Below are 16,213 nucleotides of genomic sequence, written 5' to 3' on the forward strand. Positions count from 1 at the left end.
TTCGATGATGCGTCTGTTTAGCGTGCCAAAATATGAGAAAGATGAAGGCCGCAACCGGCCTTCGCTTGTCAAGCTTCGGGGGCTTCCGACGCCGGGGCCGGGGCCGGCTCGAGCGCCGGCTCGACCGGGGCTTCGACCGAAGCGCCGATGTCGATACCGAGCGCGCCTTGCTGGCGGGCGATGCCGTCGATGGCAGCCTTGGCGATCAGGTCGCAATAGAGCTGAATGGCGCGGGCCGCGTCGTCATTGCCGGGGATCGGGAAGTCGATCTTGTCCGGATCGCAGTTCGAATCGATGATGGCGACGACCGGGATGCCGAGACGCTTGGCCTCGAGGATGGCGATCGCTTCCTTGTTGGTGTCGATGACGAACATCAGGTCGGGCGTCGAGCCCATGTCCTTGATGCCGCCCAGCGCCTTGTCGAGCTTCTCGCGCTCGCGATCGAGGTTGAGGCGTTCCTTCTTGGTCAGGCCCTGGGCCTCGCCGGCCAGCATTTCGTCGAGCTTGCGCAGGCGCTGGATCGAATTCGAGATCGTCTTCCAGTTGGTCAGCATGCCGCCGAGCCAACGCGAGTTGACATAGTACTGAGCCGAACGCTGTGCCGCATCGGCGACAATGTCGGACGCCTGGCGCTTGGTGCCGACGAACAACACGCGGCCGCCCTTGGCGACAGTGTCGGAAACCTGCTTCAGCGCCTGGTGCAGCAAAGGCACCGTCTGCGAGAGGTCGATGATGTGGATGTTATTGCGTGCGCCGTAGATATAGGGCGCCATCTTCGGGTTCCAGCGATGGGTCTGGTGGCCGAAGTGAATGCCAGCTTCCAAAAGCTGGCGCATGCTGAAATCAGGCAGTGCCATTCAAAGTTCCTTTCCGGTTAGCCTCCACGGACACAGGCATTTTTGGACTTTGTCCTCGAACGCCACCGGAGGTTTCAGCCGGATTTCTCCCGGGCAGACACCAAAGTCCGTGTGTGGAATGAGCGCGCATATAGAGGGGATACGCGACAAACGCAAGCCGTGTGGCGCTTCACGCTCAGCGTGCGGCAATCAGCGCCCCGGTGCCGATCATGGCACTGCCGGCAAACCGGTTCATCAGCCGCATGCGCCTCGGCGTCCTGAACCAACCCGAAGCCCGGCCCGCGAGCGCAGCATAGAAACCCATAGTGAGGATGTTGACGCTGATCACGACCAGGATCACCAGCAGGCCGTCGGCAAGGGTCATGGTGTCGAGGTTCAGGATCAGCGGCATGATCGAGGCATGGAACAGGATGGCCTTCGGATTGCCGAGCGCAATGGACGCACCGAGGAAGAATGACCGCGACAATCTTGCCTGCGTCGCCTGCGGCTCATTCGATTGCGCGGCAGCGCGCCACATCCTGACGCCGAGAAAGATCAGATAGGCAGCACCCGCATATTTCAGCAAGAGGAAAATCCATTCGAACGTCTGGGCCAGCGCCACCAGTCCGAGCAATGCCAGGGTGACCAGCACGGCATCGCCGGCGGCAACACCGACTCCGGCCATGAACGCGCGAAGGAACCCGCGCGACACGCCGTTGGTGATGACCGCGAACATCGCCGGTCCCGGCGTCGCGGCGGCAAGAGTGATCGCAGCGCAATAAGTCAGAAATGCTGTGAGCGTCACGATCGGACCTTTCCCTTCGGCACCCGCACCCGCCGAAAGATCGCGACGATCTCCTCGCGGCTGCATTCGATGGCGCCGAGCCGCACCGCACGGTCGCGCTCGAAGCCGGTTATGTCATAATGCGGCGCCGATGTCTTGGGCGGCCCCTGGTAGGATGAACGCTTGATCGCCAGCTCCGCGGCAAAGCGATGCAGTTCGTCGGTGTCGTCGGCCAACAGATGGCACCAGCGATGGCCAGCCCATTTCCAGATCGCTGCGTCGACATAGACTGCCATGAAGCTTGCTGTCTGCCTTCCATCTTTCACGACAGTCGGCCACATGGCCCGTCCGGATGTCAGTGACGATAGAATGGATTCGGATAGAAAATGAAGCTGCCTTTGGCCGCAAGCTCGGTCACCGTGCTGGTGACGGCTTCCTGCATGCGACGGTGCAGTTCGGCAACCGCATCATCGATCGAGCCCGCATACGCATGCAGGCCCAGCGCCTCCGGCACCCGGATGTGGGCGCAACGCGGCCCGGCCGGCTGCGGAATGAACCGGTTCATCGTGTCACGTAGTCCGTTCTGGCAATAATCGTTGCGGATCCGCTTCAGATGTTCGGCGATCTCCTCCTGGGTGATGCGCGGGTTGGCCGAGGCCCAGGGCCCGACGCGTTGTAGCCTCTGAATGGTGTCGGCAAGCGTGCGAACCTCCTTTTGCCGTTCCGCATCGCCGGTGTTTTCGCGCTGCCAGCGACGCGCCCGACGCAGAAGCTCGGCGGTATCGATGGCAGTGTCGGCCGAGATGCTCTCGCCGAGCCGGCGGCCGAGCTCGATGACCAACGCTTTCCGGCGCTCGGTATATGTCGCGCCTTCGTCGGATTGTATGCCGCAGGCGGCTTCATCGCGGGTCAGCAGCGTCGAATAGACATGGTGGATGCGCTGCGGCAGTGTGTCGGTCGCCTGGCGTTCTATCTTCAGGCTTTTCTCGACATAGGCGCATTCCTTTGCCAGCGCCGCTTCGACATTCCCGGTGAAGGCAAGCTTCCAGACGACCGGCGCGATCCAGACCTTGAAATCCGGATCCGTGGCCCGGCCGCGCCGGAGAGCCTCAAGCCCCATCTCCACGGCACCCGGCAGCAGCGGCGCGACGACATTGGCATGCCAGCCGACGCCGCCTTCGGGATGCAGCAGCACGCCATGGCCCTTCAAGGCCCAGGCGATGGAGTGTTCCTTAGCTGCCCCGCTGTTGCCCGGAATCTGGGCGATCAGGTTGTTGGCCAGCCAGAATTTCTGCATCATTCTGCCGAGACCGTTGACGACGCCATTCGTCGCCCATGACGCAGTGAGCGGGCTGACCTGCGAGACGATCTCCTTGTCGATCATCCAGTCGGTGAAGAACTCGGGGTGATTGGGCGTGATGAAGGTCGCCTTCCCCGCCCCGCAACTGGCCTTCAGCTGCTCAAGGTCGGCGTCGGGCAAGTCGATGTGGCGGACATTGGAGACGCCGCGCAAACCGGCTAGGCGGTTGAACGGCAACAGATCGCGAAATCCGGGAATGCCGCGCAGCATGACGATCCGGTTAACGGATGTCATGGCCCTGATCAGTAACCGGCTAGGTCTCGGCGCAACGAAGACATCGATCTTGCTCAAGCTGCTCCCCCCTTGCGCCTGGACGCTGGGGAGAGGTTGAGAGAAAATTGCGGCACGTTCAAGTCGTTCGCCACGGCGTGGCATGCTTAACCGGTCCGGATCGAAGCCTTATTTCGTCGGGCAGGCTTTCGTCTGGTCGAACAGCGACAGATTGACCAGCTTGCCCGTCATCGAGAAGTCGCCATAGTCCATGGTGAGGTCACGGGTGATGCCGTTCTCATGCAGTTTGAAGCTGATGCGGTATTCCGGCACCTCTTCGCCAGTCTTGCCGGTGTCGTCGAAATAGGCGATGTCGACCGGCCAATACTTTTCGGTGGCGAGCTTCGCCAGTGCCGGAGCCTCCGGATCGGCCTTGTCGGCATCGGTTTTCTTGCCGACGACGACGGTGGTGGTCATCACCTTGTTGGCATCTTCGGAACCGTCGAACAGATTGGTTTCGTAGAAATTCTCGCCCTTTTCGGCCTTGCCGATCAGTTCGACCAGATGCTGGGTCGGGAACTGGGTGGTCGACAGCTCGACGCTGTTCTTTTCCGGCTTGTCGATATCGACCTTCAGGCCCTTGGTCTCCTTCGTGGCGATGCCCTTGACCTCCTTGTCGAGGTTCTGATCGACGAAGGACTTCGTCACAAACGAGAATGTTTTGCCTTCGGCATCCTCGAAAGTGGTTGTCTGCTGGTCGGTCAGCCTGGTGTTGTCGGCGGTCACGATCTGGGTCACGAAACGGAATTTCACCGTATAGCCTTCACAGGCAGAGCCGTTGAACTCATAGACCATGCGACCGGATATGCCTGTGATGCCGGACTGATCGGACGCCTTTTTCAGGGTAAGGTCGTAGACGGCGCGGTGGGCTTGCAGCGCCGGCGCGGCAAAGGCCGGGCCGATCGAGAAGATCCCCGACAACAGGACGGCATGGAATGCAAGGCGCGCTGCGCGCATAAGGTACTCCGATCGTCGCGGCTGATGGTATGCCGCAGGGAAAGATGGTCCAGCTTAAAAAAAGTCATGGCGGAAGCGAGGCAAAAATAGCAATTTCGGCCCGGCCAGCGCGGCGTCACCAAGCAATAGGGAAATACCATGAGTGAAACAATCGAAAAGCGGCTAAGCGATCTGGGCGTGACGCTTCCTGTCGCCGCCGCGCCCGCCGCCAATTACGTGCCCTATTGCAGGACCGGCAATTTGCTGTTCACCGCCGGGCAGTTGCCGCTCAAGGATGGCAAGCTGCAGGCGAGCGGATTGCTTGGCCGCGATGTCGACACGGCAGGCGGCAAGGACGCGGCAAAGCACTGCGCGATCAACATCCTGGCGCAGGCCAAGGCAGCGCTCGGCGACCTCGAGAAGATCCGCCGGCTGGTGAAGATCACCGTTTTCGTGGCTTCGACACCTGAGTTTGTCGAACAGCATCTGGTTGCCAACGGCGCCTCGGATTTCCTGGTTGCGGCCCTCGGCGAACGCGGTAAGCATTCACGCTCGGCTGCCGGCACCGCCTGCCTGCCGCTTAATGCCGCAGTGGAAATCGAAGCCGTCTTCGAAGTCGAATGAGCCAGAGGACAGATATGACCGACCTATCCTGGCTGACCGCCCGGCCCGTCGCCCATCGCGGCTTTCACGACATGAACAAGAAGCGCTGGGAAAACACGCTTTCCGCCTTTGCGGCCGCGGCCGAGCGTGGCTATGCCATCGAATGCGACGTGCACCTGTCGTCTGACCGCGTTCCCGTCATCATCCATGATGGCGATCTCAAGCGCCTGACCGGCCAGGACGGCTTCGTCTGGCAGCGCAGCGCGGCGGAACTGGCGGCGCTCAAGATCGGTGGCACGGCGGACCATGTGCCGACGCTGCGGGAAGTGCTCGACCTGATCGATGGCCGCGTACCACTGGTGGTCGAACTGAAGGGCGTGCCAGGCTATGACGAAGGCCTGGTGGCAAGCGTCGGCAAGATGCTCAAGCGCTACAAGGGCAAAGCCGCGATCATGTCGTTCGACCACTGGTTGATCCGCGATTTCCCGAAGGACGCGCCGGGTATCCCGGGGGGACTCACCGCGTACGGCAACGACGTCAAGTTGATCGAAGCGCATTTCTCCATGCTTGCGCACGAGATCGCCTTCACCTCCTATGCGGCCGGCGACCTGCCGAACCGGTTCGTCAGCTTCGTGCGTGAAAAGCTGAAAATGCCTGTCATCACCTGGACCGTGCATGACCAGCCGGCTGTCGACCTGACCTTCAGATACGCCGACCAGATGACATTCGAAGGGTTCGAACCCGATCTGGTCAAAGTCGCCTGAGTGCCTGAAACGTGACTTGTACCGAGCCGGACGGAGCTTAAATAAGCCTCATGGATCAAGGCGACGAGGGCGATGGCCAAACAGCAAATGCGGACTATTCGATCCGCGTCGCCGCCGGCGTCGGCGCTTTCACCTGCGATGAATGGAACAGCCTCCGTGGGACCACGCGCGACGACGCAGAAAACGGCTACAACCCACTCGTTTCATTCGCTTTCCTGAGCGCGCTTGAGGAGTCCGGCTGCGCCGTGCGGCGCACCGGCTGGCAGGGCCACCATCTCAGGCTGGAGGATGGGCAAGGCACGTTGCTCGGTGCGGTTCCCTGCTATCTCAAGTCGCACAGCCAGGGCGAATATGTCTTCGATCATGGCTGGTCGGATGCCTTCGAGCGGGCCGGCGGCCGCTACTATCCCAAACTGCAAAGTGCTGTGCCGTTCACGCCGGTCACCGGCCCTCGCCTGCTGGTCAGCAAGGGCGAGGACAGCGCCACGGTGAAGGCCGGTCTCGCGGCGGGTCTGAAAGCGGTCACGCAAAAACTCGGCGTCTCTTCCGCGCATGTCACCTTCGCGCAAGATAGCGACGTGAAGGTGCTGGAAGCGGCAGGTTTCCTGCGCCGCACCGATCAGCAATTCCATTTCTTCAATGAAGACTTTTCAACCTACGACGATTTCCTCGCCACCCTTGCCTCGCGCAAGCGAAAGGCGATGAAGAAGGAAAGGCGCGAGGCGCTTGCAGATGGCATTTCGATCGACCGGCTGACCGGCAAGGATATCACCGAGAAGGCCTGGGACGATTTTTACGCCTTCTACATGGACACCGGCAGCCGCAAATGGGGCCGCCCCTATCTCAACCGTCAGTTCTTTTCGTTGATCGGCGAGCGCATGGCCGACGACATCCTTCTGGTAATGGCCAGGCGCAACGGGCGCTACATTGCCGGCGCCATCAATTTCATCGGCTCCGACGCACTCTATGGCCGCAACTGGGGCTGCATCGAGGATCATCCCTTCCTGCATTTCGAGGTCTGCTACCATCAGGCGATCGACTTCGCCATCGAGCGCAAGCTGAAAGTGGTCGAGGCAGGCGCGCAAGGCGAGCACAAACTGGCGCGCGGCTACCGGCCGGTGACCATGCATTCCGCGCACTACATCGCCCATCCCGGCCTGCGCAACGCCGTTGCCGACTATCTCAGGCGCGAACGCCATGAGGTGGAGCGGATGAGCGAATATCTCGAAGAGCATACCCCGTTCCGCAAGGATTTGGAGGAGTAGCGACCCGCTGCCCGGAGGGGCAGGATCGACGATCGTCTTGCCGATTTTCGACCGCTTCGCTACACCAAAGTCACAATCGGGAGCATTTGCCATGGCTGAAACCGCCTATGACACCGACAACATCTTCGCGAAGATCCTGCGCGGCGAAATTCCCTCGCACCGCGTCTACCAGGACGATGCGTTCATAGCCTTCATGGATGTGATGCCGCAGGGGCCGGGCCATACGCTCGTGGTGCCGAAGGTGCCGTCGCGCAACCTGCTCGACGCCGATCCGTCAATTTTCGGCCCGCTTTTCACGGTCGTTCAGAAAGTGGCGCAGGCGGTGAAAAAGGCCTTCGGCGCCGACGGCGTCACCGTCATGCAGTTCAATGAGCCGGCCTCGGGCCAGACCGTTTATCATCTCCATGTGCATGTCATCCCGCGCTTCGACGGCATCCCGCTGAAGCCACACACGGGCGCGATGGAAAAGTCGGAGGTGTTGGCCGAAAACGCCGAAAAGATACGGGCGGCACTGCAAAGCTGACACCGCAATCGCCGGCAAACTGGAACAGTCTTAGTCGGGCTGAGCCCATCGCTCGATCGGACTCGGCCGTGCGATGCCTTGCTCCAGCCGCTGGCAGCGCTCTGGCCGCACACCTCTTCGTGATGATTTCGACCGGGCAGCGAACACCGACAAGCAGCTCTCGCTCCAATGAAAAAGCCCCGTCTCCGGGGCTTTTTCGACTTCCATCAAGGTCAGTTCTTTCTGGGCAGTTGCGGCACGAGGCTGCGCTTGCCGCCGTCCTTGCCTTTGGCTTCGGGCTTCTGAGCCACCAGCTTCTTGGCCGCGGGCTTTTTCGCCACGGCCTTTCTGGGCTTCGGCGTTTCTTCCGGCTCTTCCTTCTTCGGCTTCACCGGCGCCTCGTCGGCGAGCGATTCGAGCTTCAGACCGGTTTCGCCGGTTTCCTTCTTCTCGACGGTGACGCGCACCGTACCGCCCTTCTTGAGCTTGCCGAACAGCACCTCGTCGGCCAGCGGCTTCTTGATGTGCTCCTGGATCACCCGGCCGAGCGGCCGCGCTCCCATGCGCTCGTCATAACCCTTGTCGGCGAGCCAGGCGATCGCATCCGGCGACAGGTCGAAGGTGACGCCACGCTCGGAAAGCTGGGCCTCGAGCTGCATGACGAACTTCTGCACCACCTGATGGATAACCGGTACCGGCAGCGAGCCGAACGGGATGATCGCATCGAGACGATTGCGGAACTCCGGCGTGAACAGCCGGTTGATCGCCTCGACATCGTCGCCTTCGCGCTTGGTCGAGCCGAAGCCGATCGCCGCGCGCTGCGCATCCGACGCACCCGCATTGGTGGTCATGATCAAGATCACATTGCGGAAGTCGATCTGCTTGCCGTTGTGGTCCGTCAGCTTGCCATGGTCCATCACCTGCAACAGGATGTTGAACAGGTCCGGATGCGCCTTCTCGACTTCGTCCAGCAACAGCACGCAATGCGGATGCTGGTCGACGCCGTCGGTCAAAAGGCCGCCCTGGTCGAAGCCGACATAGCCGGGAGGCGCACCGATCAGCCGCGATACGGTGTGACGTTCCATGTACTCCGACATGTCGAAGCGGATCAGCTCGACGCCGAGAGAGGCGGCCAACTGCTTGGCCACTTCGGTCTTGCCGACGCCGGTCGGGCCGGAGAACAAGTAGGAACCGATTGGCTTTTCCGGTTCACGCAGGCCCGCACGCGCCAGCTTGATGGCCGAGGTCAACGCGGTGATCGCGGTGTCCTGGCCATAGACGACGCGCTTCAGCTCGATGTCGAGGCCCTGCAGCACCTTCTCGTCATCGGCCGAAACCGTCTTCGGAGGGATGCGCGCCATGGTGGCGATCGTGGCTTCGATCTCCTTGATGCCGATGGTCTTCTTGCGCTTGGCTTCCGGCACCAGCATTTGCGAGGCGCCGGTCTCGTCGATCACGTCGATCGCCTTGTCCGGCAACTTGCGGTCGTTGATGTAGCGCGCCGACAGCTCCACCGAGGCCTTGATCGCCTCGTTGGTGAACTTCACCTTGTGGAATTCCTCGTAATAGGGCTTCAGGCCCTTCATGATCGCGATGGCGTCCTCGATGGTCGGCTCGTTAACGTCTATCTTCTGGAAGCGTCGCACCAGGGCGCGGTCCTTCTCGAAGAACTGGCGGAATTCCTTGTAGGTGGTCGAACCGATGCAGCGGATCGCACCCGACGACAAGGCCGGCTTCAACAGGTTGGACGCGTCCATGGCGCCGCCTGATGTGGCCCCAGCCCCGATCACCGTGTGGATCTCGTCGATGAACAGCACAGCACCTGGATAGTCCTCGAGCTCCTTGACGACCTGCTTCAGCCGTTCCTCGAAGTCACCGCGATAGCGCGTGCCTGCCAGCAACGTGCCCATGTCGAGCGCAAAGATGGTGGCGTTGTGCAGCACTTCGGGAACGTCGCCTTCGACGATACGCTTGGCCAGGCCCTCGGCTATCGCCGTCTTGCCGACGCCGGGATCGCCGACATAGAGCGGGTTGTTCTTGGAGCGGCGGCACAGCACCTGGATGGTGCGGTTGATCTCGGACTCGCGGCCGATCAGCGGGTCGATCTTGCCGGCCTTGGCCTTGTTGTTGAGGTTGATGCAATAAGCGGTCAGCGCGTCCTGCTGCTGCTTCTTCTTGCCGCCTTCCTCCTGCGGCTCGGCGCCGTTCTGGCCACCCTGCTCGTCTTCGGCGCCGCGCGGCGAGCGTGTTTCCGACGCGCCCGGACGCTTGGCAATGCCGTGCGAGATGTAGTTGACCGCGTCGTAGCGGGTCATCTGCTGTTCTTGCAGGAAATAGGCGGCATGGCTCTCGCGTTCGGCGAAGATGGCGACGAGCACATTGGCGCCCGACACTTCCTCGCGGCCCGATGACTGCACATGGATCACCGCGCGCTGTATGACGCGCTGGAAACCGGCCGTCGGCTTGGAGTCCTCGTCGTAGCCGGTGACGAGATTGTCGAGTTCGGTGTCGATATAGGTGAGAACCGTATGCTTGAGCTCATCGAGATCGACATTGCAGGCGCGCATGACGGCAGCCGCTTCGGTGTCGTCGATGAGCGCGAGCAACAGATGTTCAAGGGTTGCGTATTCATGGTGCCGCTCATTGGCGAGCGTCAGCGCTTGGTGAAGCGCCTTTTCCAGGCCTTGGGAGAAAGCCGGCATGTTACCTCACTTCTTCTCCATCACGCATTGCAGCGGATGCTGATTCTGTCGGGCGAAATCCATGACCTGGGACACTTTGGTCTCGGCCACCTCGAATGTATAGACCCCGCACTCGCCCACTCCATGATTGTGAACATGAAGCATGATGCGTGTGGCGGCTTCGCGGTCCTTCTGGAAAAAACGCTCCAGCACGTGAACCACGAACTCCATGGGCGTGTAGTCGTCGTTGAGGATGAGGACCCGATAAAGGCTGGGCTTCTTGGTTTTGGTTTTCGTGCGCGTGATGACGGCCGTCCCGCGGCCGGCCTCATTGCCGTCGCCGCCGCCGTTTTGCATCCGCACCACGCATCTCGTGGCAGTCAAACCGATCGTCACGTATTCCTGCCTCTTTCGAATCCCCATGCGAACTCGACATGTAGGTGTTCGATGGACGATTTTAAGCCCTTCTGTTTAGCTGACAATATGGCTAGGTGACCAAACTTGGACGATTTTCGCAATCGTGAAGGGGCGCGAGGCCTTTGATCGGCAGTTGACATGAAAAACCCGGCCACGTTTCCGCTGCCGGGTTTTTTACGGGCCCCAAAGGGCCAACTCAGGGTCGTGTCTGGACGAAGTTAATTCGCCCGGGCGAAAATTACTTCGCCTTGGCAACGATCGATTCGAAGGGCTTGTAAGCTTCCTTGGCGAGTTCGGCATAAAGGTCGCCAATCTTGGTGGCCTCGGCGACGAACGCCTCGTAGGACTGCTTGGCATAATCCGACTGGATCTCGATCGCCTTTTCCAGCGACTTGGCCGAAAACAGCTTCTCTATAGTAGCGCTGCCTGACTCAAAACTCTTCTTGGTGTATTCGCCAGCCTCGGTGGCGATCGCCTGGGCGCCCTTGGAGAGCGACGCGAAGCTCTTCAATCCGGTGTCGGCAAACTCTTTGCCGTATTTGCTGAAATCCTCATAGGTCTGGGTCATTTCTAATTCCCTTGACGGTTGAGGCGTCCTTCTTCGGGGCGCCCTTGTGCAGTGCACCTTAATATATTGTGCGCCGCACAAAAGTCAATATTCCACCGGCGCGCGAACCCGCCTGCGCAGCCAATGGCTAAAAATCGAATAAAGAGAGCTTCAAGCTCGAAGAAAATGGTGAACGCGGCGGTTACCATAAACGGATTGGTAACGCTGCCCCGGTAGCTTGGCCGGAAGCGAGGCAGGACCCTTTGCCGCCTCCAGCGCAACGAAGAATCCAAGGGAAGTACCAGTGCGTAAGGCGTTGTTGGGCATCGTTTCCAAATCCACCTCCCCTCTCAAAACGATCATGATCATCGCGATGGCGATGGCATTCGTTTGCGGCGACGTTGCCTCGTCGCTGGCGGCGAGGTCGGCGGCCATCGTCATCGACGCCAAGACCGGCAAGGTGCTGTATTCGGCGGACGCCGACGGCAGGCGCTATCCGGCATCGCTGACCAAGATGATGACGCTCTATCTGACCTTCGAAGCACTGGCGAAGGGGAAGATCAGCAGGAACTCGCCAGTCGTGTTTTCGGCCCATGCATCCGCCGAGGCACCGACGAAACTCGGGGTTAAGCCGGGCGGTTCTGTCACGGTCGAGACCGCGATCCTGTCGATTGTCACCAAGTCAGCGAACGACTCGGCCACCGCGCTAGGTGAAATGCTCGGCGGCAATGAACCCACTTTTGCCCGCATGATGACCGCCAAGGCACGGGCGCTGGGCATGAACGGCACCGTCTTCCGCAACGCTAATGGCCTGCCCGACCCCGGCCAGTTCACCACCGCGCGCGACATGGCGACGCTCGGCATCGCGCTGAGGGAGCATTTCCCGCAGTACTACGGTTACTTCTCGCAGCGTTCCTTTCTCTACGGGCGCCAGCGCATCAACGGCCACAACCGCCTGCTCGGACGCATCAAGGGTGTCGACGGCATCAAGACGGGCTACACCCGCGCCTCCGGCTTCAATCTCGTCTCGTCGGTTTCCGACGGCAATCGCCGCCTCGTCGGCGTGGTCATGGGCGGCACCTCCGGCGGCAGCCGCGATAACCAGATGGCGATGTTGATCAACACCTACTTGCCGAGGGCCTCTACCCGAGGCGGCGGCGATCTGGTTGCCAAGGCCAGCGGCAACAACCCAGTCACTGCGCTTGCCAAGGTCCTCCTGCCCAAGCATGACGCGCCGACCCTGGACGACAAGCCGATGGTGGCACAAGATGATGCCACGGTTGCCGAGGACGCCACCGTCGCGGAAGACGACACCGCGCAGGCCGAAGAGGCAGCCCCGGCCATCAAGACCAGGAAGGTCAAGACCGTCATCGTCTCGGCCCCTCAAATTGCCACTGCCCAGGTCGTCGCTGCTTACGCCGAGCCGGCTGCCGAGCCGACGCCGGCTGCGCCTGTCGATCCGGTCAGCACGGCGTCGGTGCCGTCGGGCTGGGCCATTCAGGTCGCCTCGTCGCCGAAACAGTCTGAAGCCCAGGCTTTCCTCGACAAGGCGGCCAAGAAGGCACCCAACGTGTTGGCCGACGCGTCCGGCTTCACCGTCGCCTTCGACAAGGACGGGGTCACCTATTACCGGGCCCGCTTTGGTGGCTTTGGTTCGAAGACCGCCGCCTGGAAGACCTGTACTGCTTTGAAGAAGAAGAACATCGAGTGCTACGCCGTCCAGCAGTAGGACGGCGTGGAAGCCATCTCCCGGAAGATTTCTGCGTCGAAGGAGACTAGTTGTGGTTGGAGAGCAAGACGTCCTTGGCTTCGTTAATCCGCGCCGCCAGGAAAGACGTGCCGCCGATATCGGGGTGGAGGCGCTGCATCAGGCGGCGGTGCGCCTTGCGGACATCCGCCGCGGCGGCCCCCGCTTCAAGACCAAGGACCTTGTAGGCCTCCTCCTTAGTCATGGCGCCCGAACCTGGCGCAACACCCAACCCTTCGCCACCGTCCGCATCAGTGTTTTTGCGCCAGACGGGAAATCTGCCGTCAAGATACGTCTCTAGCAGCTGTCGGCTCTCCGGGTCGCCGGAGAGTTCCCGGTAGAGATGCTGCAATTCGGCTAATCCCATCGCACCAAGCATCTTGCCTTCATGGCGGCCGGCCAGCACGAGGCCCTCCAGGCCGCCAGTAGCGTGATCAAGCTCCATTTCCAATGCGGCGGTACGCACCGTCGAACGCTTGCCCTGCACCGGTCTGGCCGTCTGGTGTTTCATCCGCACAGAACTGTACCAGGCAATTGCCGCGGCCAGTATGATGCCGGCGATGCCTTCGCGCCCGACCACAAGCAAAGTGACGCCGACCAGCGCCAGGAGAACCGGTCCGAGCGTGCGCATTCCGCTCGCCAGTTTTCCCGGATCGGCGCGCAGAAAGATGGTCACCGCGCCGAGAAGCACCAGAAGCAATGCAACGAATAAGATAACCGCGCCCATCAGTTCCCGCTGCCCCGCAGATGCTCGATCATCAGCCGGTCCTCCGGCCTGCCTCTGGCCTCGAGCGCCGCCAGCCCGCCGGTTGCAAACACCGCAACCGCCGAAAGCAGTTCGGCTAGAGTCGCGGCAGCCCGCCTGTCAAATCGGAACCAAGCCCCTTTGGACAACCGGGCGATTTCCTTGAACGCTTTTTCTGCGCCGGAATCATGACCTTCCTGGAAAACGAAGACAGGCACGCCATGCAGGCCGAGGCTGCCGGCCTTTTCGGCCAGATCGTCGATGTTTTCTTCCATGGCATCGCCGATATAGACCAGCGCATTGACCTTGGCCGTACCGGTCTGTTTCAGCGCGTGCGTCAGCACCTTGCCGATCTGGGTGTGGCCGCTGCGGCATTGGATTCGCGTCATCAACTGTTTCAAGGCACTGGTATCGGTCACGAAAGCAGAAGAACGGCACTCGCCCAGGCCGCGAAAATAGACCAGTTGGACACTGAGGGTTCCGGCCTTGCCGACGGCATCGAACATCTGGCCCTGCAGCTCACAAGCCAGATCCCAGGTCGGCTGGCGGCTCATCGTCGCGTCGAGCGAAAGGATCAGCCTGCCCGACCCCTTCGCCGAGGCAGCCAGCGTCCTTGCCTGCCGAAGAAAGGCTTCGATCTCGCCGGCATTGGATTGAGGTTTGACCGGCGCAGGATTGGCCCTTGCGGGCACGGGCTGCTTCTTGTCGTTCATGGAAACAAGATGTGGCGCTGTGCCACCGCTTGCAAGCCCCGCCCAAGGCAACATTGAGAGCCAGAGGCTCGGATTCCGGGGGGTCAGAGCAGACCGAGATCGGCAAGCTCACGCCTGAGTTTCGGCGGCATCTCGATCAGCCCCGCCTTGCCCTGGCCGAGATCGGCCGGCGCGTCCGCCGGCTTCAGATAGCGCCAGCCCTGAAAGGCCCGCCGCGGCTGCCAGTCGGTTCGAACAACCTCGGGGTCGAGAATCAGGTGGCAACGGCCGATGCCCTCACCGTCCGTGAATGGACGGATCTCGGTGATCAGCTGGCGGCACTGCACATTGCCCTTGATCACCCAGTAGAGCGAACCGCCATCGGTAACTTCGGCACCGCGCGTCGGCACCATGCGGGTGGTGTGATATTGCTCGACCGGCTCACCGGCGCGCCGCCGTTCGTCGAGACGGAAAGCAATCCACTCTTCGAGATCCTCGACGCTGTCGCAGCCTACACACAGTTTTATGAGATTGAGAGACATCGCTTAAGGTTTAGTCCGCCGCGCGGACGCGTCAACGGCTTGACCGACTTCTCCACAGTAGCAGTTTAGGCCAGCCCTCAGCATTCCACGACGTTGACGGCTAGCCCGCCAAGGCTGGTTTCCTTGTACTTCTCGTTCATGTCGAGGCCGGTCTGGCGCATGGTCTCGATCGCTGCATCGAGCGGTACGAAATGGATGCCGTCGCCCTTGATGGCCAGCGACGCGGCCGTCACCGCCTTGACGGCGCCCAGCGCATTGCGCTCGATACACGGCACCTGCACCAGCCCGCCGACCGGATCGCAGGTCATGCCGAGATGGTGTTCGAGCGCTATCTCGGCGGCGTTTTCGACCTGCTCGGGCGTGCCGCCCATGACGGCGCACAGGCCGGCCGCGGCCATCGCCGACGCCGACCCGACCTCGCCCTGACAGCCGACCTCTGCGCCCGAGATCGAGGCGTTGGTCTTGATGATGCCGCCAACCGCAGCTGCCGTGAGAAGGAAGTCGCGGATGCTCGGCTGGTCGGCCTCGGGATGGAAATGCAGCCAGTAGCGCAACACCGCCGGCAGCGTGCCGGCAGCACCGTTGGTCGGCGCGGTGACGACGCGACCGCCGGCGGCATTCTCCTCATTGACAGCCATGGCGTAGATCGACAGCCAGTCATTGGCGAGCAGCGGGTTGGGCCTGTTCTGCTGCCACTGCTCCTGCAGCTTGTCATGCAGCATGCGCGCGCGGCGGCGCACCTTCAATCCGCCCGGCATGATGCCGTCCTGCGACAGGCCACGGTCGATGCAGCCCTTCATGGCGCTCCAGATGTCGTCAAGGCCGGCATCGAGCTCCTCGCGCGACATCTGCGTCTCCTCGTTGACGCGCTTCATGTCAGCGATGGAAAGGCCGCTCTTGCCGGCCATGGCCAGCATCTCGACCGCGTTCTTGAACGGATAAGGCACCTTCTTGCCTTCTGATGTCACCGAGCCCTTGGCCTTCATCCGCTGCAGTTCTTCTTCCGAAACCACGAAGCCGCCGCCGATCGAATAGTAGATGCGCTTGAGCAGCAGGCGGCCGCCTGAATCATAGGCGTAGAACGCCATGCCGTTGGCGTGTCCGGTGAGCGGAGTTTTGCGGTCCAGCACCAGATCGGTTGCCGGATCGAAGCGATAGGAGGGATGGCCGGGCGGCGAGATGCGCTTTTCGGCGGCGATGCGGCCGGCAATGCCATCGGCCTGGTCGGGATCGACCGTCTGTGGCGTCAGGCCGGCAAGGCCGAGCACGACGGCGCGATCCGAGCCATGGCCAATGCCCGTATAGGCGAGTGATCCGTGCAGGCTGGCGCCAAGCTGATCGACCTTCACGCCCGCCGGGCGCGGCCAGTCATTTCCCGCGACCTCATCGAGAAACCGCACTGCGGCGGTCATCGGCCCCATCGTATGAGAACTCGAGGGTCCGATGCCGATCTTGAACAGGTCGAAAACCGAAAGGAACACGCGGCGTTGTCTCCTGGATTCAGGTCGAGGACTACATATAG

17 protein-coding genes are annotated in these 16,213 nt (G+C 61.6%); 5 read left to right on the forward strand and 12 right to left on the reverse strand.

All coding sequences use genetic code 11. The features are described from left to right. Nucleotides 1–68: 68 nt before the first annotated feature. From rpsB to X744_RS156895, 5 genes are all read right to left on the reverse strand, one after another. Entirely contained in the window at nt 69–857 is a 789-nt protein-coding gene (rpsB, locus tag X744_RS156915) for a 30S ribosomal protein S2 (protein ID WP_023759253.1), read from the reverse strand. 175 nt (nt 858–1,032) lie between these two features. Further along, nucleotides 1,033–1,641 carry a LysE family translocator gene (locus X744_RS156910; protein WP_023759254.1) on the reverse strand — a complete coding sequence of 203 codons (609 nt, stop codon included), beginning with the start codon at nt 1,639–1,641 and terminating at the stop codon, nt 1,033–1,035. Beyond that, nucleotides 1,638–1,916, reverse strand: a complete 279-nt coding sequence (locus tag X744_RS156905) for a DUF4031 domain-containing protein (RefSeq protein WP_023759255.1) — start codon at nt 1,914–1,916, stop codon at nt 1,638–1,640. The genes X744_RS156910 and X744_RS156905 overlap by 4 nt, the downstream gene beginning before the upstream one ends. A gap of 59 nt (nt 1,917–1,975) precedes the next feature. Continuing rightward, a complete protein-coding gene (locus tag X744_RS156900) occupies nt 1,976–3,271 on the reverse strand; it encodes a hypothetical protein (RefSeq protein ID WP_023759256.1) in 1,296 nt (431 codons plus the stop codon). A gap of 108 nt (nt 3,272–3,379) precedes the next feature. After that, entirely contained in the window at nt 3,380–4,207 is an 828-nt protein-coding gene (locus X744_RS156895; protein ID WP_023759257.1) for a cell envelope integrity EipB family protein, read from the reverse strand. 138 nt (nt 4,208–4,345) lie between these two features. On the opposite strand from X744_RS156895, the gene X744_RS156890 reads away from it, so the two are divergent. From X744_RS156890 to X744_RS156875, 4 genes are all read left to right on the forward strand, one after another. Then, nucleotides 4,346–4,810, forward strand: a complete 465-nt coding sequence (locus X744_RS156890; protein WP_023759258.1) for a RidA family protein — start codon at nt 4,346–4,348, stop codon at nt 4,808–4,810. Between the two features lie 14 nt (nt 4,811–4,824). Next, a complete protein-coding gene (locus X744_RS156885; RefSeq protein WP_023759259.1) occupies nt 4,825–5,553 on the forward strand; it encodes a glycerophosphodiester phosphodiesterase in 729 nt (242 codons plus the stop codon). Between the two features lie 50 nt (nt 5,554–5,603). Further along, nucleotides 5,604–6,818, forward strand: a complete 1,215-nt coding sequence (locus tag X744_RS156880) for a GNAT family N-acetyltransferase (protein ID WP_023759260.1) — start codon at nt 5,604–5,606, stop codon at nt 6,816–6,818. A 91-nt stretch (nt 6,819–6,909) separates the two neighbouring features. Next, entirely contained in the window at nt 6,910–7,341 is a 432-nt protein-coding gene (locus tag X744_RS156875; protein ID WP_023759261.1) for an HIT family protein, read from the forward strand. A gap of 212 nt (nt 7,342–7,553) precedes the next feature. Here the strand turns inward: X744_RS156875 and clpA are convergent, their stop codons facing one another. The 3 genes from clpA to X744_RS156860 form a co-directional block, all read right to left on the reverse strand. Then, the gene (clpA, locus tag X744_RS156870; RefSeq protein ID WP_023759262.1) at nt 7,554–10,022 is read right to left on the reverse strand and encodes an ATP-dependent Clp protease ATP-binding subunit ClpA; all 2,469 of its coding nucleotides are present in this window, start codon (nt 10,020–10,022) and stop codon (nt 7,554–7,556) included. Between the two features lie 6 nt (nt 10,023–10,028). Next, nucleotides 10,029–10,358 carry an ATP-dependent Clp protease adapter ClpS gene (gene clpS, locus X744_RS156865; protein ID WP_010909565.1) on the reverse strand — a complete coding sequence of 110 codons (330 nt, stop codon included), beginning with the start codon at nt 10,356–10,358 and terminating at the stop codon, nt 10,029–10,031. A 298-nt stretch (nt 10,359–10,656) separates the two neighbouring features. Beyond that, entirely contained in the window at nt 10,657–10,986 is a 330-nt protein-coding gene (locus tag X744_RS156860) for a phasin family protein (protein WP_023759263.1), read from the reverse strand. A 283-nt stretch (nt 10,987–11,269) separates the two neighbouring features. Here X744_RS156860 and X744_RS156855 point away from each other — a divergent pair, with 283 nt between their 5' ends. Further along, on the forward strand, nt 11,270–12,694 hold the full coding sequence (locus X744_RS156855; RefSeq protein WP_023759264.1) for a D-alanyl-D-alanine carboxypeptidase: 1,425 nt from the start codon (nt 11,270–11,272) through the stop codon (nt 12,692–12,694). Between the two features lie 46 nt (nt 12,695–12,740). On the opposite strand, the gene X744_RS156850 is transcribed toward X744_RS156855, so the two are convergent. The 4 genes from X744_RS156850 to X744_RS156835 all read right to left on the reverse strand — a co-directional run bounded on the left by X744_RS156850 (nt 12,741) and on the right by X744_RS156835 (nt 16,172). Continuing rightward, a complete protein-coding gene (locus X744_RS156850; RefSeq protein WP_023759265.1) occupies nt 12,741–13,439 on the reverse strand; it encodes a DnaJ domain-containing protein in 699 nt (232 codons plus the stop codon). Then, nucleotides 13,439–14,170: a hypothetical protein gene (locus X744_RS156845; RefSeq protein ID WP_023759266.1), complete on the reverse strand. Its 732-nt coding sequence runs from the start codon at nt 14,168–14,170 to the stop codon at nt 13,439–13,441. The genes X744_RS156850 and X744_RS156845 overlap by 1 nt, the downstream gene beginning before the upstream one ends. An 83-nt stretch (nt 14,171–14,253) precedes the next feature. Beyond that, entirely contained in the window at nt 14,254–14,691 is a 438-nt protein-coding gene (locus tag X744_RS156840; protein WP_023759267.1) for a DUF1489 family protein, read from the reverse strand. Nucleotides 14,692–14,768: 77 nt separating this feature from the next. Continuing rightward, complete coding sequence (locus X744_RS156835; RefSeq protein WP_023759268.1) at nt 14,769–16,172, reverse strand: L-serine ammonia-lyase; 1,404 nt, start codon at nt 16,170–16,172, stop codon at nt 14,769–14,771. Nucleotides 16,173–16,213 lie beyond the last annotated feature (41 nt).

This window comes from Mesorhizobium sp. LNHC252B00 (genome assembly GCF_000502955.1).
GTDB lineage: Bacteria > Pseudomonadota > Alphaproteobacteria > Rhizobiales > Rhizobiaceae > Mesorhizobium.